At 69.9% G+C, this 21,286-nt stretch carries 15 protein-coding genes and 1 pseudogene; 11 read left to right on the plus strand and 5 right to left on the minus strand.

Features of this window, described 5'->3' with window-relative positions; all coding sequences use genetic code 11:
• Nucleotides 1-84, minus strand: a pseudogene (locus AB0368_RS37230) (deaminase); the annotation flags it as partial.
• 163 nt (nt 85-247) lie between these two features.
• On the opposite strand from AB0368_RS37230, the gene AB0368_RS37235 reads away from it, so the two are divergent.
• Nucleotides 248-517: a hypothetical protein gene (locus AB0368_RS37235; protein WP_366158762.1), complete on the plus strand. Its 270-nt coding sequence runs from the start codon at nt 248-250 to the stop codon at nt 515-517.
• A gap of 842 nt (nt 518-1,359) precedes the next feature.
• Here AB0368_RS37235 and AB0368_RS37240 read toward each other — a convergent pair.
• On the minus strand, nt 1,360-2,247 hold the full coding sequence (locus AB0368_RS37240; RefSeq protein ID WP_366158763.1) for an SDR family oxidoreductase: 888 nt from the start codon (nt 2,245-2,247) through the stop codon (nt 1,360-1,362).
• On the minus strand, nt 2,244-3,740 hold the full coding sequence (locus tag AB0368_RS37245; RefSeq protein WP_366158764.1) for an NAD(P)/FAD-dependent oxidoreductase: 1,497 nt from the start codon (nt 3,738-3,740) through the stop codon (nt 2,244-2,246). The genes AB0368_RS37240 and AB0368_RS37245 overlap by 4 nt, the downstream gene beginning before the upstream one ends.
• A gap of 298 nt (nt 3,741-4,038) precedes the next feature.
• Between AB0368_RS37245 and AB0368_RS37250 the strand changes: the two genes are divergently transcribed.
• From AB0368_RS37250 to AB0368_RS37275, 6 genes are read left to right on the plus strand one after another with little or no spacing between them, the layout of a single operon-like run.
• Complete coding sequence (locus AB0368_RS37250; RefSeq protein ID WP_366158765.1) at nt 4,039-11,148, plus strand: amino acid adenylation domain-containing protein; 7,110 nt, start codon at nt 4,039-4,041, stop codon at nt 11,146-11,148.
• The gene (locus AB0368_RS37255; protein WP_366158766.1) at nt 11,145-12,314 is read left to right on the plus strand and encodes an FAD-dependent monooxygenase; all 1,170 of its coding nucleotides are present in this window, start codon (nt 11,145-11,147) and stop codon (nt 12,312-12,314) included. The genes AB0368_RS37250 and AB0368_RS37255 overlap by 4 nt, the downstream gene beginning before the upstream one ends.
• 22 nt (nt 12,315-12,336) lie before the next feature.
• Nucleotides 12,337-13,086: a 2-oxo acid dehydrogenase subunit E2 gene (locus AB0368_RS37260; RefSeq protein WP_366158767.1), complete on the plus strand. Its 750-nt coding sequence runs from the start codon at nt 12,337-12,339 to the stop codon at nt 13,084-13,086.
• Nucleotides 13,083-14,045 (plus strand): phytanoyl-CoA dioxygenase family protein, encoded by a 963-nt coding sequence (locus tag AB0368_RS37265; RefSeq protein ID WP_366158768.1) that lies wholly within the window; start codon nt 13,083-13,085, stop codon nt 14,043-14,045. The genes AB0368_RS37260 and AB0368_RS37265 overlap by 4 nt, the downstream gene beginning before the upstream one ends.
• Nucleotides 14,042-15,424: a condensation domain-containing protein gene (locus AB0368_RS37270; protein WP_366158769.1), complete on the plus strand. Its 1,383-nt coding sequence runs from the start codon at nt 14,042-14,044 to the stop codon at nt 15,422-15,424. The genes AB0368_RS37265 and AB0368_RS37270 overlap by 4 nt, the downstream gene beginning before the upstream one ends.
• Nucleotides 15,417-16,319 (plus strand): SDR family NAD(P)-dependent oxidoreductase, encoded by a 903-nt coding sequence (locus AB0368_RS37275; protein ID WP_366158770.1) that lies wholly within the window; start codon nt 15,417-15,419, stop codon nt 16,317-16,319. Before AB0368_RS37270 ends, AB0368_RS37275 begins: the two co-directional genes overlap by 8 nt.
• A gap of 160 nt (nt 16,320-16,479) precedes the next feature.
• Here AB0368_RS37275 and AB0368_RS37280 read toward each other — a convergent pair whose 3' ends face one another.
• Together AB0368_RS37280 and AB0368_RS37285 are read right to left on the minus strand one after the other, a co-directional pair.
• Nucleotides 16,480-16,920 (minus strand): protealysin inhibitor emfourin, encoded by a 441-nt coding sequence (locus AB0368_RS37280; RefSeq protein WP_366158771.1) that lies wholly within the window; start codon nt 16,918-16,920, stop codon nt 16,480-16,482.
• A gap of 953 nt (nt 16,921-17,873) precedes the next feature.
• A complete protein-coding gene (locus tag AB0368_RS37285; protein WP_366158793.1) occupies nt 17,874-18,140 on the minus strand; it encodes a hypothetical protein in 267 nt (88 codons plus the stop codon).
• On the opposite strand from AB0368_RS37285, the gene AB0368_RS37290 reads away from it, so the two are divergent.
• The 4 genes from AB0368_RS37290 (at nt 18,039) to sulP (ending at nt 21,213) form a co-directional block, all read left to right on the plus strand.
• The gene (locus tag AB0368_RS37290; RefSeq protein ID WP_366158791.1) at nt 18,039-18,419 is read left to right on the plus strand and encodes a hypothetical protein; all 381 of its coding nucleotides are present in this window, start codon (nt 18,039-18,041) and stop codon (nt 18,417-18,419) included. The genes AB0368_RS37285 and AB0368_RS37290 overlap by 102 nt on opposite strands.
• Before the next feature lie 514 nt (nt 18,420-18,933).
• On the plus strand, nt 18,934-19,119 hold the full coding sequence (locus tag AB0368_RS37295) for a hypothetical protein (RefSeq protein WP_366158772.1): 186 nt from the start codon (nt 18,934-18,936) through the stop codon (nt 19,117-19,119).
• 129 nt (nt 19,120-19,248) lie between these two features.
• Nucleotides 19,249-19,413 carry a hypothetical protein gene (locus AB0368_RS37300; protein ID WP_366158773.1) on the plus strand — a complete coding sequence of 55 codons (165 nt, stop codon included), beginning with the start codon at nt 19,249-19,251 and terminating at the stop codon, nt 19,411-19,413.
• A 93-nt stretch (nt 19,414-19,506) separates the two neighbouring features.
• A complete protein-coding gene (gene sulP / locus AB0368_RS37305) occupies nt 19,507-21,213 on the plus strand; it encodes a sulfate permease (RefSeq protein ID WP_366158774.1) in 1,707 nt (568 codons plus the stop codon).
• Nucleotides 21,214-21,286 lie beyond the last annotated feature (73 nt).

Here is a 21,286-nt window from a genome sequence, read left to right on the forward strand (position 1 = left end):
GTGCGTCTCGTCGTCAGCGATCCCCTCCTGGTGGTCGACGCAACCGTCCAGGGTGAGATTGAGACTGAAGATGAGCGGTCCCATGGCCCGCGAGTCTAACGACACTCGGCGGCGCCCCGGACGCGCACGAACCGGTCATTAACGTCGTTTTTCACCAGGTCTGCTTACCCTGTTCGGCGGCGCCGAATCACCGCCACGAGCGCTCCCATCATCTCGGCGCCGGGTTTGCGGGTATGAAGATCCGGTCTTGCGGGCCGTTGGGGCCGCGACGGCCCCCACGGCCCCCACGGCGAACGCCACCGCCACCGGCCTGCGATCGTTTCTGAGTCAGCACACCGCACCGCATGGGGGAACGAGAAATGAAGCTCTTCAGCTGGTCCGGTTCGCGGACAACAAGGTGATCACCACCGCGACGTACCACCGCGCCTATGTGGTGAAGGTGACCAACACCAACGGCTGGGGTGGCTGCGCCGCCCATGACGGCAAGATTCTGCTCGGCCGCTTGGAGCTGGCGTGACGTCTTTAGTAATCTCGGCCGTTGAGGAACATCAGAACGAAAAGTCATGCTAAAGGCGGGCCTGGCGTCAGCGAGCTCGAGGCACACGCGCCCCGTCTCGTTGAAGTCGTCGGTCTGGACGAGCCCGCGCTCGCGGGCGTCGCCAGCTCGACACGGGTCCCAAACTCACGCCCGATGAAACCTGCCGGAAGATGCCGGGACCCAGACTCCCGCCCACCCGGGACCGCTACTCTCGCCGAAGACGGCGGCGGTGGAAGATCCGCGCGCGTGCGGGGACGACGCCACGGTGGGGACGCCGACGCGGATGGGGCAGGGAAGATCCCCGCGCGTGCGGGAGGACCAATGGGGTATCCCCGCGATCGCGCCGGTGCTGGGAAGATCCCCGCGCGTCGGGGACGACAACACGCGTGCCCGCCGGGTCCTGCTGTGGACGGGAAGATCCCCGCACGTGCGGGGGCGACCAGCAGAAGGATTACGACACCGGGGAACCCAAGGGAAGATCCCCGCGCGTGCGGGGGACGACTCACGTGTGCAGGCCGGCAGCGGTGACTCCGGAAGATCCCGCCGCGATCCGACCGTTCGACTCGCCAGGAGGTCCGCACACGCCAGAACAACCCACGACCGTGACGCCAAAGCCTGCGCTCTCGACGGCCGCCGCAACCACGCAAGCAACTGCTTCCGCTCGTCATCAGTGAGCCTGATCGGCGCCGCAACCCTTGACAACGATTTGGCGACTCATGACAGAGGTGCATTGATGACTTCATAGACCGGTCGAGCCCCAGCGTAGGAAGAGGCCAAGGTCACGTCGCCGACCGTTCAGTTGGATTCGTTCCGTTGGCTGTCTACTTGCCGAGGGCTTCGGTGTGCCGGCCGAAACTGCGGCCCAGCCGCCGGACCTGGCCTTCCAGCTCCGGCACTGTCCGTGCGGCGACGCGGCGCAGCGCCATGTCGGCGGCCGCACTGCCGAACATGCAGCGGACAAGCTGTGCCACCGCGAGGTACCGGGGTACGTAGACGCGGCGGCTGCGGCGGGCGACTCCGCGAAGGAACGCCCGGGCGCACCTTTCCGGGGTGGTGTAGAGACCCAGACGCCGAGGCAGGCCGCTCAGCATCTGACCGAATATGGGCAGGTCCTCTTTGACGTCGCGCATCATGTCGGTGTCGACCCAGACCATGTGGGCAGTGCCGACCGTGACGCCCAGATGAGCCACCTCGAGGCGGAGCGCGTTGCCGAACTGCTCGATCCCGGCCTTGGACGCACCGTACGCGGCCATACCGGGCAGCACGATGAACGCCGCGGCGGACGAGACCAGCAGGTAGTACCCGTGACGTGCGGCGACGTGTGGCAAGGTCGCCGAGACGGTACGCACCACCCCGATCAGGTTGACCTCGATGGTGCGCACGAGCGCATCGACCGGGTCGACGGCGACCGTGCCGTTGTTGGTGATGCCCGCACTGGCGAGCACGACGTCGATGCCGCCGAGCGCGGCGACCGTGCCGGCGACGGCGCGCTCCAGCGCCTGCTGGTCGGTCACGTCGCACTCGAACCAGGCGTGCTGCGGCCCCAGCTCCTCAGCGAGTGCCGCGAGCAGCCGCGGCTCCAGGCCGAGCAGCGCAACCCGGGCTCCCCGGGCGGCTGCGGCGCGCGCGGTCTCGGCGCCGATTCCGCGAGCCGCACCGGTCACGAGCACGACCTTGCCGGCCAACTCGCCGGCCAACAGGTCTGTCATGGCGTCCCTCTCATCGCGCAGGAGCGATCCTGGACCACGTCGTAGTCGTCTGGCTGGAACCGTGCGAGCCGGCGGCGGAACGCCCATGACGTGCCGGGCCACATGGTCCAGTTTCTGCCGGCCGCGTCCAGGTACCAGCTTCGACAGCCGCCGGCGTTCCACACCGTTCCGGCCAGCCGGGTGTCCATTTCGGCGGTGTACGCCGCCTGGACGTCGGCGCGCGGCGAGAGCGCCGCATACCCGCCCTCGCGGAGGAACCGGAGCGCGTCGAGCACGTGACCGTGCTGCGCCTCCATCATGAGCACCACCGAGCTGTGACCGAGCCCGGTGTTCGGCCCGAGCATCAGGAACAGGTTCGGGAAGCCGGCGACCATGGTCCCGAGGTGCCCCGTGGGGCTGCCCGACCACTGCTGAGCCAGGGTCCGCCCGGCCGGGCCGCGGATCCGGTGCGCGATGGGCGGGTCGCTGACTTGGAAACCGGTACCGAAGATGAGGACGTCAACGCTGCGTTCGACGCCGTCGGCGGTCACCACGGCGTGTGGTCGTACCTCGGTGATCGGTTCCGTCAGGACCTCGACGTTTGGCCGGGTCAGGGCCGGCAAATAGTCGTTCGACAGGACGATCCGCTTGCACCCGACGGTGTAGCTGGGGGTGAGCCGGGCGCGCAGCGCCGGGTCGGGGACGGACCGGCGCAGGTGGCGCGCGGCAATGCGCTGGACCAGCAGCTGAGCCAGGCGAGGGTGCCGGTTGGTGACTACCAGAGTCTCGCGCAGCGCGCCGATGGTGCCGCGGGCCAGTTGCTGCAGCACCGGCGCGGCGCGGTAGGCACGGCGCTCCAGGCCGGTGATCCCGCGGTCGCGGCGGGGCAGCACCCATGGAGCAGTGCGCTGGAACACGTACAGCGCGGCGGCCCGCGGGGCGATCTCCGGCACGAACTGGGCGGCCGACGTACCCGTGCCGATCACGGCCACGCGACGACCGGCCAGTTCGGTGTCGTGGTCCCAGCGGGCGGAATGGAACGCCGCCCCGGCGAAGCTGTCCAGCCCGGGCAGGTCCGGCATTGATGGCTCGGCGAGTCCGCCGGCGGCCGCCACGAGCGCGTCGGCGGTGACTGCGCCGTGGCTGGTCTCGATCCGCCAACAGCGCCGGTCGCTGTCCCAGGTCGCGCCCGTCACCCTGGTGTTGAGGCGTAGGTGCCCGGCGATGCCGGACCGCCGTACGCATTCGCGCAGGTAGGCCCAGATCTCGGGCTGCGGCGCGAACATGCGCGTCCACCCCGGGTGGGGCGCAAACGAGAACGAGTACACATGCGACGGTACGTCGCAGGCGCTTCCCGGGTAGGAATTGTCCCGCCAGGTGCCGCCGACCTCGCCCGCCTCGTCGAAGACCGCGAAGTCCTCGACGCCGTCGCGCCGCAGCCGGATCGCCATGCCCAGCCCGGCGAAGCCGGCGCCGACAATAGCTACGTGCAGGTGCGGAATCGCTTGTCTCACCCGGCCTCCAATGTGGTTTCCCCGGCAGGCCGTCGATTGAAGCTCCGCTGTGGATCGATCGCCGACGCTACGTGAATCTCCTTCGGGTGGCCAGCTCGAGCGGATGTTGGATCTGTCACCAGAGTCGATGAATCGTGGGGGTTCCCGCCACTGCTCGACGCGCATAGGGTCGTCGACGTTGCAAAAAGACCCGGGCGGGTTGTCCGCAGCGAACCACGGTCCCTGGGCGACGTGTGAATTTCGCGTTTCCCGCGTGTAAACGCATTGATGCTGACCGGCTCACCTTCCTGAGGATGTTATGAACGCCGATTTGTTGATTCCACTGACCGCCTACCAACGCGACGTCTGGGCCGCGAGTTCTCAGTTTCCGCGGCTCCCCCTGTTCAATGTCGGAGCGACCGCTCGACTCGCGGGAAACGTGGACCTTGCGGTGCTCAAGGAATGTTGCGAACGTGCCATCGCGCGCAACGACGCGTTCACGCTCCGGCTCGCCGAATGTGACGGCGCCCCGGTCCAGTGGCGTCAGCCCGAGCCGGCCCGGATCGACATCCTCGACTTCTCCGGCGCGCCGGACCCCGCGGCCCGATGCCGGTCCTGGATGGAGCGGGCGGCCCGCCGCCCGATCGATCTCACCGGCCGCCGGCTGTACGAGATGGCCCTGCTGCGCGAGAGTGACTCGGTCTGCTACCTGTACGGGACGGCGCACCACATCATCGTCGACGGCTGGGGAGCCGACCAGCTCGTACGGCAGATCCTCGCCGACTACGCGCACGCCGCGCAAACGGGCCAGGCCCTGGCGATCACGCCGGGTTCGTACCTGACACACGTCGAGGAACACGCGCGCTATCAGGGATCGGATCGGCGAGAGCGCGACCGGGAGTTCTACCGGCGCACCTTCGCGGATGTCCGTCCGGCACTGTTTCCGGCCAGGACGCCGGCTGCCGAGGGGGACGGCGCACGGCGCAGCGACCGCCACACATTCATGATCGAGCGTGATCTGGTCGACCGGATCCGCCAACGACAGACGTCCGTGTTCTCATTTCTCACCGCGGCGCTGGCCATCTACCTCGCCCGGGTGCACCGCACGGACGAGGTGGTCCTCGGTGTTCCCCATCTCAACCGGCACAATGTCCGGGAGAAGCAGACCGTCGGCCACTTCGTGAATATGCTTCCGCTGCGGGTGCCGGTGCATGGCGGCATGTCGACGTCCGAGGTGGCGACGGAGATAAGCACAGCGACGTTCGCCACAAAGCGCCACGAACGACTCTCGCTCGGGGACGTTCTGCGCGCATTGCCGTCGTCGACAGAAGGGTCCCGCCGCCTGTTCGACGTCACCGTTTCCTATCTACGGCTGTCCACCTCCGATGAAATTCCCGGATTGTCGGTGGAGAAGGTCGGGCTGCCGCACGGGCACGACCAGGACGTCCTGACGGTGTATATCAGGGAGTACGACGACATCGGCGCGGTCCGGGTCGACCTGGACTACGCGCTCGACGTGTTCGACGAGGATTTCCCCATCGCGTCCGCGGCCCGGCACATCGAAACGCTGATCCGTTATGCGATCGACGACCCGCAGACGCCCGTACAAGACCTTGCGATGATTTCCGGCGATGAATACCACGACATCGTCCGGCGCAACAACGACACCCGGACGCCGTACCGGGCGGACGTGACCCTCCACGCGCTTATCGCCGAGCAGGCCGCCCGGACGCCGGACCGCGTCGCCGTCGCGTGGAGCGGGACGGATGGCGACCTCACCTACGCCGACCTCGACGCGCGCGCCACCCACGTCGCGCGGGCACTGAGGGAGCGCGGCGTGCGGCCGGACGACCGGGTCGCCGTCCGGATCGAACGCAGCCCCGAGCTCATCGTCGCGTTGTTGGGCGTGCTGAAGGCGGGCGGGGCGTACGTGCCGATCGATCCGGGCTACCCGCCGGACCGGATCGAGTTCCTGCTGGCAGACAGCGGGGCCAAGACGGTCCTGACCGCCCACGACCCCGCCCTGGCCCCGGACGCGGGGTCGGTGGCGCAGCTCGCCGAGGCGGCGTCGCCGCACAGCCTCGCCTACGTGATTTACACCTCCGGTTCGACCGGGCGGCCCAAGGGCGTCATGATCGAACACCACTCGGTGGTGAATCGCCTGTCCTGGATGCAGAAGCGCTACCCGATCGGTGCCGACGACGTCGTGCTGCAGAAGACACCGAGCTCGTTCGACGTGTCGGTCTGGGAATTGTTCTGGTGGGCGGTGCAGGGCGCCCGAGTGGCCCTCCTGCCACCGGGCGCCGAAAAGGAGCCAGGCCGGATCCTGCACGCCGTCGCCGAGCACGGCGTGACGGTGCTCCATTTCGTACCGTCGCTGTTCGGTCCGTTCCTCGATCTGCTGGAGAGCGCGCCCGAGCGGCGCACGGAGGTGGCGTCGCTGCGCTATGTCTTCTGTAGCGGCGAAGCTCTACCGCCGACGCTGGTCGAGCGGTTCAACCAGGTGTTCGCCACCACCGAGGCGCCGCGGCTGGTGAACCTCTACGGCCCGACCGAGGCAACCGTCGACGTCTCCTACTTCGACTGCCCGGCGGACGCTACACAGCCGGTACGCCGGGTGCCGATCGGCCGGCCGATCGACAACCACCGGCTCTACGTGCTGGGCATGCGCGACCAGCCGCAGCCGGTGGGTGTCGCCGGGGAACTGTGCATCGCCGGCGCCGGGCTGGCCCGCGGGTACCTCGACCGGCCCGAGCTGACCCGGGAGAAGTTCGTCGACGACCCGTTCCACCCGGGCGAGCGCATGTACCGGACGGGCGACCTCGCCCGGTGGCTCGCCGACGGGACCATCGAGTATCTGGGGCGCATCGACGACCAGGTGAAGATCCGCGGCAACCGGGTCGAGCTCGGCGAGGTGCAGAACGCCCTGTCGAATGCGCCCGGGGTGGGTGGCGCGGTGGTCGTCGACCGGCGCACCGCGGTACGCGGCGTCCACCTCGTCGGGTACTACGTCGCCGCCGACGAGATCGATCCGGTGGTGCTGCGCAGCCACCTCGCGACCACGCTGCCGGAATTCATGATCCCGGCGTACTTCGTGCGGATCGACGGCGTCCCCCTGACGCCGAACGGGAAGACCGACCGGCGCGCCCTGCCCGCACCGTCGCTCGCCGACGCCGCACCCGAGGCGCAGCCCGGCAACGAGGTGGAGGCCACGCTCGCCGCGATCTGGTGCGACGTGCTCGAGACGAGCACCGTCGGCGTCCACGACAACTATTTCGGCCTCGGCGGCGACTCGATCCTCATGCTCCGCATCCGCGCAGCGGCCGCCCGCCGCGGGCTGCACTTCGCGCTGACCGACCTCATCGCCCACCCGACCGTCGCGGAGCTGGCGACGCGCGTCACCACCGCCGCGCCGGACCCTGGCGCACCAGCGCTGGCTCCGTTCGCGCTGATCGCGGGCGTCGACCGGGCGCGCCTGGCAACGGCGCTGGACGCCTACCCGATGACCCGGCTCCAACTCGGGATGCTCTTCCACAGCCGCGAGCACGACAACTCGGACGTCTACCACGACGTCTTCCGGTACACGCTCAAGCTGACCTGGGAGGAGGCGGCCTTCCGCCGAGCCTGCGCGGCCCTGGTGGCCCGCCATCCCGTCCTGCGCTCGTCGCTGCACCTGGCCGACTTCTCCGAGCCGTTACAGGTGGTGCACCGCGAGCCAGGAACGACACTGGACGTCGTCGACCTGCGCTCGCACTCCGAGAGAGCGGCGGAGGCCGTGGTCCGGGAGCACATCGCCGCACGGCGCCACCACAGGTACACCTTCGAGGCACCCGAGCTGCACCTGCTCCGGATGCACGTCCGGCCTTCCAGCCTCGACCTCGTGTTCAGCTTCCACCACGCGATCCTGGACGGCTGGAGCGTCGCGAACCTGGTCGGTGAGCTGTTGCAGGACTACCTGCACGCGATCGGCGTGAACGTCGAGCCGGTCGCCGCGGCCGTCGAGCCCTCGCTGGCCGCCTACGTGCGAGCCGAGCAGAATGCCCTGTCGGACGAGACGACCCGGCGATACTGGCAGGACCGGCTGCACGGCGCCGCACCCGCCCCGGTCGAAAGCTTCCGGCCCTACGAACCGCCCGGCGACGGCGCGCCCGTCACACGTCGCGTCCCGCTGCCGGACCGGCTCGACCGGGCGATCCACCGCTTCGCCCACGACCACGCGGTGGCCCTCAAATCGGTGCTGTTCGCGGCGCACTGCCTCACGCTGCGGCTGCTGACGGGCGGCGACGATGTGGTCACCGGACTGGTCACGCACGGACGGCCGGAACAGCCGGACGCCGAGCGGCTGGCCGGGCTGTTCCTCAACACCGTGCCGGTCCGGCTCGACCCCACGCCCCGCAGCTGGCTCGACACGGTACGCGCGGTGTTCGACCAGGAACGGGACGGCCATCCGTACCGGCGGTACCCTCTCAGCGCCATCCAGGCCGATCACGGCGCCGAGGTGCAGACCGCCTTCAACTACGTCAACTTCCATCAGCTCGCACCCTTGTTGGCGAGGGCGGGCGTCGAGCTGTGCGACTTCGAGATCTGGGAACGCACCAACTTCGCGCTGCTGGTCAACGCGATCACCGACCCTCGGGACGGGCGCCTGCAGCTGCGCATCGACGGCGACGGCCGCACGGTCACCGCAGCGCAGGCCGATCTGTTCGGGCGCCACTACCTGGAGATCTTGCGCCGGATCGTCGACCGTCCGCGCGAGACCGCCGATTTCGCGTTTCTCGCCACCACCGGCGCCGACGTGGTGCGGCGGTTCGAACACCAGGCGCTGCAGGACCCCCGCGGGGTAGCCCTGGTCTTCTCCACCGGGTTCAATGCGCAGCGGTGGTCCTACGAGGAGCTGGACGTGGCCGCGAACCGGGTGGCGCGGCGGCTCATCGAGCTTGGGGCGCTCCCGGGCGCACGGGTCGGAATCGCGATGGACCGCTCGCCGGAGATGATCGTCACCGTCCTCGGCGTCGCGAAGGCGGGCGCCGCCTGCGTCCCGCTCGACGTCAGCTACCCGGCGCAGCGCATCGCCGCCATGGTCAGCGTGGCCCGGCCGTTCCGGATCATCGCGCACGCGCGGCACGCCCACCTCGTCGACGACCCGGCCCTGCTGCTGCCCGCCGAATCGGTGACCGCGGCCGACACCGCCGACGAGCAACCCGCGCTGCCGGCGATCGCCCCGGACAGCGTCGCCTACGTCCTGTTCACCTCCGGCTCCACCGGCGAGCCGAAGGGCGTGGCGATGCCGCACCGCGCGCTTGCCAACCTGGTCGCCTGGCAGAACCGGCGGGCCAGCGGAGCTCTGGGCGGGACCACCCTGCAGTTTGCGCCACTCAGCTTCGACGTCTCCTTCCAGGAGATCTTCTCCACCCTGTGCGGCGGGGGAACCCTGCGGCTGGTCCACGAGGACGAGCGGCGTGACATGGCCTCCCTGCTCCGCCTACTCGACCGCGACGGCGTCGAGCGGGTATTCCTGCCGTACGTCGCCCTCCAGCAGCTCGCCGAGGCGGCACAGGCCCTGGATATCCACCCCCGGAAGCTGCGGGTACTGATCTCCTCCGGTGAACAGCTACGGGTCACCGCCGACATCCGCCGGTTCTGCCGCGCGCTGCCCGGCTCGATGCTGGAGAACCAGTACGGTCCGACCGAGACGCACGTCGTGACCGCCTTCACGATGAGCGGTGATCCGGACGGTTTCCCGGCGCTGCCGCCGATCGGGCGGGCCATCGACGGGGCCGAGGTTCACCTTCTCGACGCCGGGCTGCGCCCGGTGCCCGAGGGGGCCCGGGGAGAGATCTACGTGGGCGGTGCCTGCCTCGCCCAGGGCTACGAGGGCCAGCCGGACCTGACCCGCGAACGCTTCATCACGCACCCCGCCGGCCGCCTGTACCGCACCGGAGACCTCGGCCGCCGGCTGCCGGGCGGTGACATCGCCTGCCTCGAACGGGTCGACACCCAGGTGAAGGTGCGCGGCTTCCGGGTGGAACCCGCCGAGGTCGAGCTGGCCGTCCTGGGGCTCGCCGCACACCACCCCGGCATCCGGGAGGTGGCCGTGGTGGCGCGACGCCGGGATACCGAGGCGTATCTGGCCGCGTTCCTGGTGGGCGAAGAATCGCGGGTCGACCTGGAGGACGTGCGGCGGCTCCTGCGCGCGTCGCTGCCCGCACACCTGGTTCCGGCACGGTTCACCTGGCTGCCCCGGCTGCCGCGAACGCCGAGCGGCAAGCGGGACGACGCGCGGCTGCGGGAGATCCGGCTGGCACCGGCGGCCGTCGGGGTGCCGCGCACTCCGCCACGTGACGAATACGAGCGCGTCGTGGCCGACCTGGTCGCCGAGCTGTTGCGGGTGCCCACGCCGGGCGCGCACGACGACTTCTTCGCCCTCGGTGGAACATCCCTGAGCGCCATGCGAATCGTCGTCATGATCGAGAAGCGGTACGGCATGAACGTCCCCCTGTCGGCGTTCGTGAGAACCCCGACCATCGCCGAACTGGCCCGCAGACTTCGTAGCGGTGGCACGCTCACGGCCTTCGACCCCCTGGTGCCGATCCGGGCCGAAGGCAGCCGGCCACCGCTCTTCCTCGTCCACCCCATCGGCGGCAACGTCCTGTGCTACGTGCGGCTGGCCCAGGCGCTGCCCACAGACCAGCCGGTGTACGCGTTGCAGGCGGCAGGGACGGAGCCGGGGACCGAGCCCTTGCGCGACCTGCCCGCCCTTGCACGCAGCTACGTGGACGCGGTCCGGCGGGTGCAGCCGGACGGCCCTTACACCCTCGGCGGCTGGTCGTTCGGCGGGTTCGCCGCGTTCGAGATGGCCCGCCAACTGCGGCGCTCGGGTGCGGAGGTGGACAACCTCGTCCTACTCGACACGATCATCCCGACAATTGACGGGCGGCCCCCGGTGAACCGGCACCTGCTGTTCGAGTGGTTCCTGTGGGAGCTGCTGTGGCTCGAACGCGGTGGCGCCGCCGCCGCGACGACACTTCCCCCCGGACTCGACGACGGCGAGGCGTTCGACTTCATCCTGCGGCACGCGATCGACGCGGGCGTCCTGCCCGCCGGAAGCTCGCCCACCTATGTACGTCGCCTGTTCGGCGTGTTCGAGGCCAACTGGCAGGCGCTGCTCAGTTATCGGCCGGAACCGGTCGACCAGGACCTGACCCTGCTACGGGCCAGCGCGCCGCTGCCGGACGTGCTCGCGCCCGCGCACCGCGCGGTCGGCAGCATGCACCTCGACCCGACGAACGGCTGGTCGACCTGGACGAACGGCCGCGTCGACGTCGTGGACGTCCCCGGTGACCACCTGCAGATGATGGAGCCACCGCACATCACCACGGTCGCCCGGCGGATCCGCGAAGTGACCTGCGCCCAGTGGAGCGCGCGGTGAGGCCGGGTCGCCGGCCCAGGGTGATCGTCATCGGCGCCGGGATCGGCGGCTTGACGGCGGCGGTCGCCCTGCGACAGGTCGGCATCGACGTGGCGGTCTACGAGCGGGAGGAAGAGCTCCGCCCGGCCGGCACCGGACTGTCGATCATGAGTAACGCGGTGTCCGCGCTGGGCACGCTCGGTATCGACCTGCACCTGGACAAGCGCGGTCGGGCCATCGAGACCTTCCAGTTCCTGGCCCGCGATGGGCGTCCCATCCGGGCACTGCCGCTCAAGGAGATCGGCGACCGGGTCGGCGCGCCGAGCGTCAACATCAGTCGCGCCGACCTGCAACAGGCGCTGCTCGACCGCCTCGACGGGCAACCGGTCGAGCTGGGCGCCACCGTGACCGGCTTCGAGGCCACCGCCGATGGCGTCCGCGTCGAGTTCGCGGACGGCCGCGAGGCACACGGCGACGCGCTCATCGGCGCCGACGGATTCCACTCGGTGATCCGCCGCCAGATCGCCGGTCCCACACCAACGCGCGAGCCGGGATACGTGTGCTGGCTGGCGGTCGTACCCTTCCGCCACGAGCGGCTCAGCGACGGGGCGGTCCGCCATTACTGGGGGGCCGGGCAGCGGTTCGGGCTGATCGACATCGGCCACGAACAGGTCTACTGGTGGGGCACGAAGAACATGCCAGCCGCGGTGGCCCGCGGGTGGCGCGGCGACAAGGACGAGATCGCGCGGGCGTACGCCGGCTGGGCCGACGAGGTGGGCGAGGCAATCCGGATCACCCCCGCCGAGGCCATCGTCAGCGTCCCCGCGCAGGACCGGCCCTTCCTCAACCGGTGGGGGACCGGCCCGGTCACCCTGCTCGGCGACGCGGCGCATCCGATGCTGACCAGCCTCGGCCAGGGCGCGGGCACCGCCATGGAGGACGCCGTCGTGCTGGCCGGCAGCCTCGCCGAGGCTGCCGACGTGCCGCGGGCCCTGCGCCGCTACGAGAGCCGCCGCCGGTCACGGGCCCGGCGGATGGTGCGGATGTCACGCATGCTCAGCCTGATCGAGCAGTTCGAACATCCCCTGCCGAGGCGGTTGCGGGACGCGTACTTCCGGCGGGTGCCCGCCCCCGTGCTGTACCGGCAGAACGAGTCCGTGCTGACGTTTCCGGCCCACACCCCTTAGGAGGAGCGCGTTGGGACAGTACGTGGCTTTTCCCAAGGCCCGCAGCCACATCCACTATTTCATGCGCCAGGCCCGGAAGGTGGCGCCGATCCAGATGATCGCCACCGTCGACCTGACGCGGGTGCGGCAGGCGCAACGCCGGTACCGCGAGCAGGGCGTCCACGTGAGCGTCAGCTCGTTCGCTGTCAAGGCGGCGGCGCTCGCCCTCGGCAAGTACCCGGAGGCCAACATCACGGTCCGGCGGTCGCTGCGGCCGAGGGTCTACCGCCACGATGCGGTGAACTGCCTGATGCTGTTCGACAAGCAGGTCGACGGCGGAGCGGCGGTGGTCTCCGCCCGGATACCCGGTCCCGACCGGATGGATCTGCTGGCCATCCAGGAGGCCGTCGATCACTACCGGGCGACACCGTACGAGGACAACGACGGCCTCCGGGACTTGCGTACCCTGCACCGCCTGCCGTTCTGGCTGGGCCGGATCGTTTATCGGCTGGTCACCCGTCATCCCCGCCGGCGGGCCGAGGTGGAGGGCAGCTTCACCTTCACCCGGATCAACCAGCCGCGGGTGATCGCCGCACTTCCGCAGATCAACAACACCCTGGGTCTCGTCGGCTCCGCCACGGTGGACACCCCGGTCGTCCGCGACGGTCAGGTCGTCGTCCGCCCGGTCATGCACCTCGTCCTGGCGTTCGACCACGACGCGATCGACGGGACGCTCGCCGCCAAGTTTCTCGATGAGACCTGCAGGATTCTCGACGACTGGAATCAGCCATGATCGGTACTCTGCCCGCCACGCCACACCGCGACCTCACCGCTGCGGAGTTGGAGACGCTGGACCACGACGGGGTGATCTGCGTCCGTGACGTGCTCGACGCGCAGTGGGTCGACCACGTCCGGATCGCCCTCGACGAGGCCGCCGCCGGACCGACCCTGTCGGGCCGTTTCCTGTCGCGGCGCAAGAAGGGCCTCTACCACGACATGTTCGTCTGGTTGAAGCACGACAAGATCCGCGAGCTGTGGTTCCATTCGCCGCTGGCCCGGTTCGCCGCGCAAGCCATGCGCGCCGAGCGGATCAACCTGTTCTACGAGGACATCTTCTGCAAGGAGCCGGGCAGCACGATGCCCACGCCCTGGCACCAAGATATGAGCGCGTGGCCGATCACCGGCCAACAGATCATCAACGTATGGGTCACGGCCGACTCGGTCACCCGCGAGAACAGCGCGCTCGAGTTCGTTCGCGGTTCGCACCGCTGGGGCAAGGACTACCGGGTCGAGTCGGCCACCTCCGACTCGATCCTGCTCGCCAACCGCGATCTGGAGTGGGCCCCGGACATCGAGGGCGACCGCGACGCGTTCGACATCGTCCAGTGGGACATGCAGCCCGGCGACGCACTGTTCTTCAGCCCGCGCATCCTGCACGGTTCCCGAGGGAACCCGTCACCCGGCAGGAACCGCAGGGCCATCTCGTTGCGGTTCACCGGCGATGACATCCGCTACGACCCGCGACCGCACACCATGCCCCTGCTGTTCAAGCACGGGCTGGCCAAGGGGGATCCGATGGGCGGCCCACTGTTCCCGGAGATCCTGCCCAACCCGCCGGCCGACCCCGGGCGGTCGAAGCCGACATACGATCTCGGCGCGCTGCTGGCCAACGCCGGTGACCACATCCGGTCGGAGACGGCCCGCTTGGTCCGCCCCGAGCGGTTCCGGCGTGACCCCTCGGCGATGCGATGAGCACCTCCGCGGATGAACACGCCGGCCCGGACGTCCGGCGGCCGCTGAGCCCGCTCGAACGGTGGTATTGGATCGCCGACCAGATCTCCCCGCTCAACGTGATCGCCCGGGTCCGGTTACACGGACGGTTCCCGCCGGAGCTGGCTCGACGCTCGCTTGACGGATTGCAGGCCCGACACCCGCTACTGCGGGTCGCGATCACCGACGATGCCGGCCGGGCGGCGGCCTTCGTGCCGAGCACCACCACGATCGCGCTGCGGCAGGTCACGGCGACGACCGCGGACGCGGAGACGCGGTGGCAGCAGGAGATCAACGACCGGGAACTGGTCGACCGGCTCGTCTGGCGCACCGGGCCGCTCCTGCGCGCCGTAGTCGTCAGCCGCGACGACGAGGTCCACGACCTCGTCCTGACGGTCGCGCACTGCATCGCCGACGGCACCACCGCACTCTCGCTGCTCCAGCAATGGATCCGGCTCGCCGACGGATACCGATCGGGTTCCAGCGCACCGGGCCCCGCCCGGAGCCTGCCGGCCCCGGAGGACCTTTTCCCGCGCCACCACCGTGGCACGAGCGGCGCCCTCGCCGTCGTCCGCGCTCAGCTGCGTGACCAGATCGCTCGGCTGCGGTGGCGGCCCCGGCGGATCGCGGCCAGCGCAGCGGTACCGTTCGACCGCCGACGCACCGGGTTCATCCACCGGTCGCTGTCCGGCGCGCAGGTCGACGCGCTCGCCGACGCGTGCCGGCGAGAGGGCACGACCGTGCACGGAGCGCTCGCCGCGGCGATGGCGACTGCCGTCGCCGAGGCCGCCGGCACCGGTGCGGGCGGGCATGTCATCGTCGGCTCGCCCGTCGACTTCCGGCGGGACCTAGACCCGCCGGTGTCACCGGACGAGGTCGGCGCGTACGTGGCGACGGTACCGTCGTTCGTCCCCCACCGGCCGGGTGCACCGCTGTGGCCGACGGCCCGCGCCGTCAGCGGCGATCTCGCCCGACGGCGACGGCGCGGCGAGCACCTTGCCATGATCACCCTGCTGCGCTGGGCGGCGCCGCTCTCCCTGGCCACGAGCACCCCGTTCCTGCGCCGGGTGGAGCGGCAGGGACCGGGCAGACTGTGCCTGTCGAACATCGGTCGCCACACGTTCCCGGACGAGCTCGGCCCGTGGCGCCTGTCCGGCGCCCAGTTCATCGCCGGCATCTCCGTCTCGGGCTACTTCGTGGCCACCGTGAACACCACCCACGACCACCTGTTCTGGAACTTCACGTACGTCGACGGCATCGTGCCCCGCACCCGCGCGGAGCGGCTGGCGGACGCATGCGTCACCACCCTGTTGTCCGCCGTGGCGGCGGACTCGCGCCGAGGAAGGACCACAGTTGTCTGAGCAGGTCGTCGGGCAAGGCCGAGCGGTCGTCGTGTCGGGCGCGTCCACCGGGCTGGGCCGTGCGTGCGCCCGCCACCTGGACCATCTCGGTTTCCGCGTCTTCGCCGGCGTCCGCCGGTCGGCCGACGCCGAGGCGCTCCAAGCCGCGTCGTCGCCCCGGCTGCACCCCATCGTGCTCGATGTGACCCACGAGGAGTCCATCGCGCAGGCCGCGGCGCTGGTGGCGGCGCAGGTCGGCGACCGCGGCCTGTGGGGATTGGTCAACAACGCCGGCATCTGCGTCTCGGCACCGCTGGAATGCGTGTCTCCCGCCCAGCTACGCCACCAGTTGGAGACCAACCTGATCGGCCACCATGCGGTGATCCAAGCCTTCCTGCCCCTGTCGCGCATGGCCCACGGGCGGATCGTGAACGTCAGTTCCGGTCTCGGGCGGATCGCCAGCCCGTACCTGGGCGCCTACGCCGCGTCGCAGTTCGCCAAGGAGGGATACAGCGATGCGCTCCGACGCGAACTGCGGCCCTCGGGCGTCAGCGTCTCGGTGGTGCAACCGGGTGCGATCAGGACGCCGATCTGGGAGAAGGTGTCCGAGGTGGGACACGGCGTCCTCGACGGGGCACCAGAAGAGGTCGCCGAGCGGTATCGGGATTCCTTCTTGCGGTTCCTGGAGAGCAACGATCGGCGGGCCAGGGCGAGCGCCACCCGGCCGGAAGACTTCGCCGGCGCCGTCGCGCACGCAATGACCGCCCGGCGCCCGAAGACACGGTACCGCGTGGGCCGCGATTCGCGGCTGACGAGCGTACTGGCCCGCGTCCTTCCCGACAAGATCCTGGACGCGGCCTTCGCAGCCATCGTCGGTGGCCTGCCGCCGGCGAGGGCAACCTCGCCGGAAAGGTAGATGAACAGCCGAGGCGCCAGGTCCCTCACGAGCTTGACCGCGCGCGCCAGCGGCGCGACCAGCTCGAGATCTCGAAGCTCCGTGGATCCCCGAGCACGACAGTGGTATGAACGCCGCCGGCCCGTCGTGGTCGAAGGGCCGGCGCACGCTGCGGTGATGCTCAGCATGCCGGCGTGCCGGTCACGTCGAGGCTGATCTGCCGAGTGAGGTCGATCGTCCGCCACAGCACGGTGGGAGCGTCGGCGCCTTCTACGGTGGCGACGGCCTTGGTTGTTCCGTCGTTGTACCGCACAGTCACGGTGTAGGCGAAGCGGTCCGCGCCTGGGGTGCTGGCCGGGTACGTGGCGTCGAGTCGCTGGAACCGTTGGGTCGACGCGAGGCGGACGAGTTCGGGTGTGTCGACGTGAGTGGTGGTGGCGTCGACGACATAGCGGTTGTGGACGCCGGCGAATCCGCCGGTCTCGGACAGGGTCACCTGTGCCGCGGTCGGGTGAGGCGCGGCTGTGGCAGCTCCGGCCGTGGCGGCGAGTCCGACGGTCGCTGCGAGGATCGTGGTGGTGGCGAGCATGCCCCGGTTGATGGTGCGCACGATGGTCGTCATTCCAGACACCTTCTTCGTGGGAACGGTGGAGTGGTGCGGATCATCCCGCTGTGGCGGGACCCGAAGCAGCTTCCGGTTTGATTTGCCGTTCTCTGCTGACTCACTTCTATCACCGTGTCGTCTGTGGTGTTCGGAGGCGAAAGGCCCGTCAATAGGGCTGGATGGACCGTAGTCGACTTACGCTCGCAAAATTTGAACATCGCGTATTGGTGGACGACCGTGCACGTCGCGGGGCTGTAGTAGGCGTTTTGCACTCCGCGGCAGTCGTCCTCCTGTCGCGCTTATGCCCATTCAGGGGGTCGAAGGGCCCGGCCGAGTCCTTTGCTTGCGCCGCTTTGTGAAGCGACATGCGGAATGTTAACGGCGCGGCTCCGGCTCCACGCTTGCGGATGTTGATGACTTTGCCTCGATCTGTTCCGAGCTCGAATGAATGACTGGAATGTGGCGGACCCCGGATAGGCATTGTCGCCGATCAACGAGGGGCTGGATGTCGGCTTGGACCGAGAATTCGCGCGTACCTGCTGACATTTCGTCCAATCGATATCGAGGAATCTCCGCGATGGGTGGCCGCAGCTCACTGGAGCGGGATCGCATAGGCAGCTGTCGCGGTCTGGACAGGACGCTGTTGGGCGCAACGACTCGGCCAGTCTCAACGTGGCGATACCGGCGGCAAAGGCGGGGGCCGCGAGTCCGAGGACGACTGCCGGAGGGATGCTGTGGGGGGAGCGCACCATGCCGACCCCTCCCGGCGGACAGATGACGCCCGAGGCAACGTCCGTTCGCATGGCGGCGCACTGTGCGTGTCGTCACTGCGTCATATCCGCCCGCCCGGACCGTTCAAGGGATGTCCGTCTCCCGCTGCTCCGGTAGACAGGACACATGACCCTGGTGCATGCCGTACCGTCCAGCCGCCGCCCGGTGTCGCGCATGGAGACCGTCATCGGGGCCGAGCGTTACGCTCGCCTGCGCGCGGGGGCGGACAGCTTCCGGCACCGGTTCTCCGGCCGCACCATCTGGAACGTGAACTCGACCGCCGTCGGCGGCGGCGTGGCGGAGATGCTGCAGGGGGTCTGGTCGGCTACGTCGAGGATTTCGGCATCGGGATCCGCTGGCTCGTCATCCACGGTGACGCGGACTTCTTCGCGATCACCAAGCGCCTGCACTACGCGGTGCACGGCCACGGTGACCCGGCAGCCCTGGATGCAGCGGCTGCCCACCACTACACGCACATGCTGACCGCGAACGCGGTGGAGCTGCCCGACCACGTGCGGCCGGGAGACATCGCGCTGCTGCACGACCCGCAGACGGCCGGGCTCGCCGCACCGCTCGCCGAGGCCGGAGCCACCGTGGTGTGGCGCTGCCACATCGGCGCGGACCGGCCGACCGGCGTCACGGAGGCCGCGTGGGGGTTTCTGCGGCCGTTCCTGACCGCGGCCCACGGCTGGGTGTTCAGCCGGCGGGCGTACGCCCCGGACTGGCTGGATCCGCAGCGGGTGTGAGTAATTCCCCCGTCGATCGACCCGTTCTCCACGAAGAACCGGGACCTCGACGCCGACGCAGTCCGTACGGTCCTGGCGACCATCGGCGTGCTGGATGTGCCGCACGGTGGCCCGCCCGCGCGGTTCACCCGGGGGGATGGCACCGTCGGCGAGGTGGTCGGGGCGGCCGCAGTGGTTGCGGACGGCCTGCCCGGTCCGCACGACGACCTGGTCATCCAGGTGTCGCGGTGGGATCGCCTCAAGGACATGACCGGGGTGATGCACGGCTTCGCCGACCATGTGGCCGACCACCGCCCCCGGTACCTGGCGCTGGTCGGTCCCGCGGTGACGAACGTCGCCGATGACCCGGAGGGCGCCGCCGTCTACGCCGACTGCCTGCTGCAGTGCCGTACGAACCGGCCATCCAGAACGGCAGACCCACCCCGGCCATCGACCGGGGGTCGACCACGTCGCCTTCGTCGTAGACGAGCTGGCCGGACTCGTCCAGGCGGCGCGGACCGCGAGGCGGCGCGTTGTGGCCACCGGCCTCGAAGCCTTCCACGACGAAGCCGTCGGGCCGGGTGACGGGGTTCGCGGCGAGCGCCTCGGCCAGGTCGACGGAGGCGACGATCGCGTCGAAGCGAGGACGCCGGAGCGGTCGCTGACCAGGCGTGCCGTACGCGCGGGCGTCGAACCGGATGGCGTGCTCGCCGTCGGTTGACAGAAGAAGGCTCTGGGCCGCAAAGGCCCGCGCTGGACCGCGACCTGAAGAGGATGGTCTTCCGGCCCTGCCGGCGGCCGCGGCGCCGGCGAAGACTCAGGGGTATGCAAACCGGTGGAGGAGGCCGTGATGACCGTCATCTGGCTGATCGTCTGGCTCATCCAGGGCACACCCGATGTCGCGTCCTGGGGATCGTGGAACAGCTGGGGGATCGCGCTCTTCGTCTGCCTCGGCATCGACTTCATCGGTGCGCTGGGCGCCGGCGGCCGGTCCCGGCGACCGCGCGACGTCTGATCGGGACCGGGCGTCAGCCGCGGGCCGCCAGACGATCGCGGAATCGGTTGGTCCGGCCACCGGCCTTCGGGGCCGGAGGTGCGAAGATCGGGCATGCGCACGCGGTGGCCCATGGACCGGCTGGTGCCGGGACTCGTGATGCTGCGAGGGTACGAGTGGTCCTGGCTGAGGGGTGACGTGGTTGCCGGGTTGACGGTGGCCGCGTACCTCGTGCCCCAGGTGATGGCGTATGCGGGCCTGGCCGGATTGCCGCCGGTCGCCGGCCTGTGGGCGAGCCTGGCGCCGCTGGGGCTGTACGTGCTCCTCGGCTCGTCGCGGCATCTGTCGGTGGGGCCCGAGTCGACCACCGCGCTGATGACCGCCGCGGTGGTGGCGCCGCTGGCGGGCGGCGATCCGAGCCGCCATGCCGTGCTGGCCGGCGCCCTCGCGCTCGTGGTCGGCGTGCTGTGCCTGGTGGCCTTCCTCGCGCGGCTGGGGTTCCTCGCCGACCTGCTGTCCAAGCCCGTTCTCGTCGGATACATGGCCGGGATCGCCGTCACGATGATCGTCGGGCAGCTCGGCAAGCTCACCGGGCTCCCGGTCAGCGGCAAGAGTGTCCCCGCCGAACTGGCCTCGTTCGTCCGGGATCTTCACCGCCTACACGTGGGCACCGCGGTGTTCGCTGGAGCGCTCCTCGCTCTGCTGTTTCTCGGCCAGTGGCGACTGCCGCGCGTCCCGACGCCGTTGTTCGTGGTGTTGCTGGCCACCCTCGCCGTCACCGTGTTCGATCTGCAGCGGCGTGGGATTGCGGTCGTCGGGGCGGTGCCCGGCGGACTGCCCAGCCCGGTGCTGCCGGACGCCGGTGACCTGCGGCAGCTGATGCTGCCGGCGGTGGGCGTACTCGTCGTGGGGTACACCGACACGGTGCTGACGGGCCGGATCTTCGCGGCCCGCGGCGACTACCCGGTGGACGTGAACCAGGAATTCCTGGCCCTGGGCGTGGCGAATGTCGGTGCCGGCCTGCTGCGTGGCTTCCCGATCAGCAGCAGCGGCAGCCGCACCGCGCTGGCACTCGCCGCAGGCGGCCGAACCCAGGTCTACTCCCTGGTCACCCTCGTGAGCGTCGTCTCGGTACTGCTCTTTGCCGGGCCGATGCTGGCGCGCTTCCCGACCGCGGCGCTGGGCGCCATCGTGGTGTACGCCGCCACTCGCCTGGTCGACGTGCCGGGCTTCCGCAGACTTGCCAGGTTTCGGCGCAGCGAGTTCCTGCTGGCGCTGGCGGCCCTCGCCGGCGTGCTGGTCTTCGACATCCTCTACGGCGTGCTGCTGGCGATCGGCTTGTCCGTCGCGGAAATGCTGCATCGAGTTGCCCGGCCCCACGACGCGGTGGAGGGCTTCGTTCCCGGCCTGGCGGGCATGCACGACATCGACGACTACCCGCAGGCGAGCACAGTGCCCGGGCTGCTGGTCTACCGCTACGATTCGCCGCTGTTCTTCGCCAACGCCGAGAACTTCCGCCGTCGCGCTCTCGCCGCGGTTGCCGACCAGCCCGAACCGGTCGCCTGGTTCGTCCTGAACATGGAGGCCAACGTCGAAGTCGACAGCACCGGTCTGGACGCGGTGGACAGTCTGCGCGCCGAGCTGGCGGCGCGCGGCGTGGTGTTCGCGCTGGCCCGGGTGAAACAGGACCTGCTCGTGGCGCTGAGCGCGTACGGGCTGGTCGCAGCGATAGGGCCGGACCGCGTCTTTCCGACACTGCCCACCTCCGTCGCCGCGTATCGCGAGTGGCGCCGCACCCTGCCCGAACCCGGCTGCGAATGATCCGTGCGACCCTTCTCGCGGCCTTGACGCGCGTTTAGTCCACGATCGAGTCGAGTAGTCGACGGTATGCCTG

The sequence above is a fragment of the Actinoplanes sp. NPDC051475 genome, assembly GCF_040689425.1.
Lineage (GTDB): Bacteria > Actinomycetota > Actinomycetes > Mycobacteriales > Micromonosporaceae > Actinoplanes.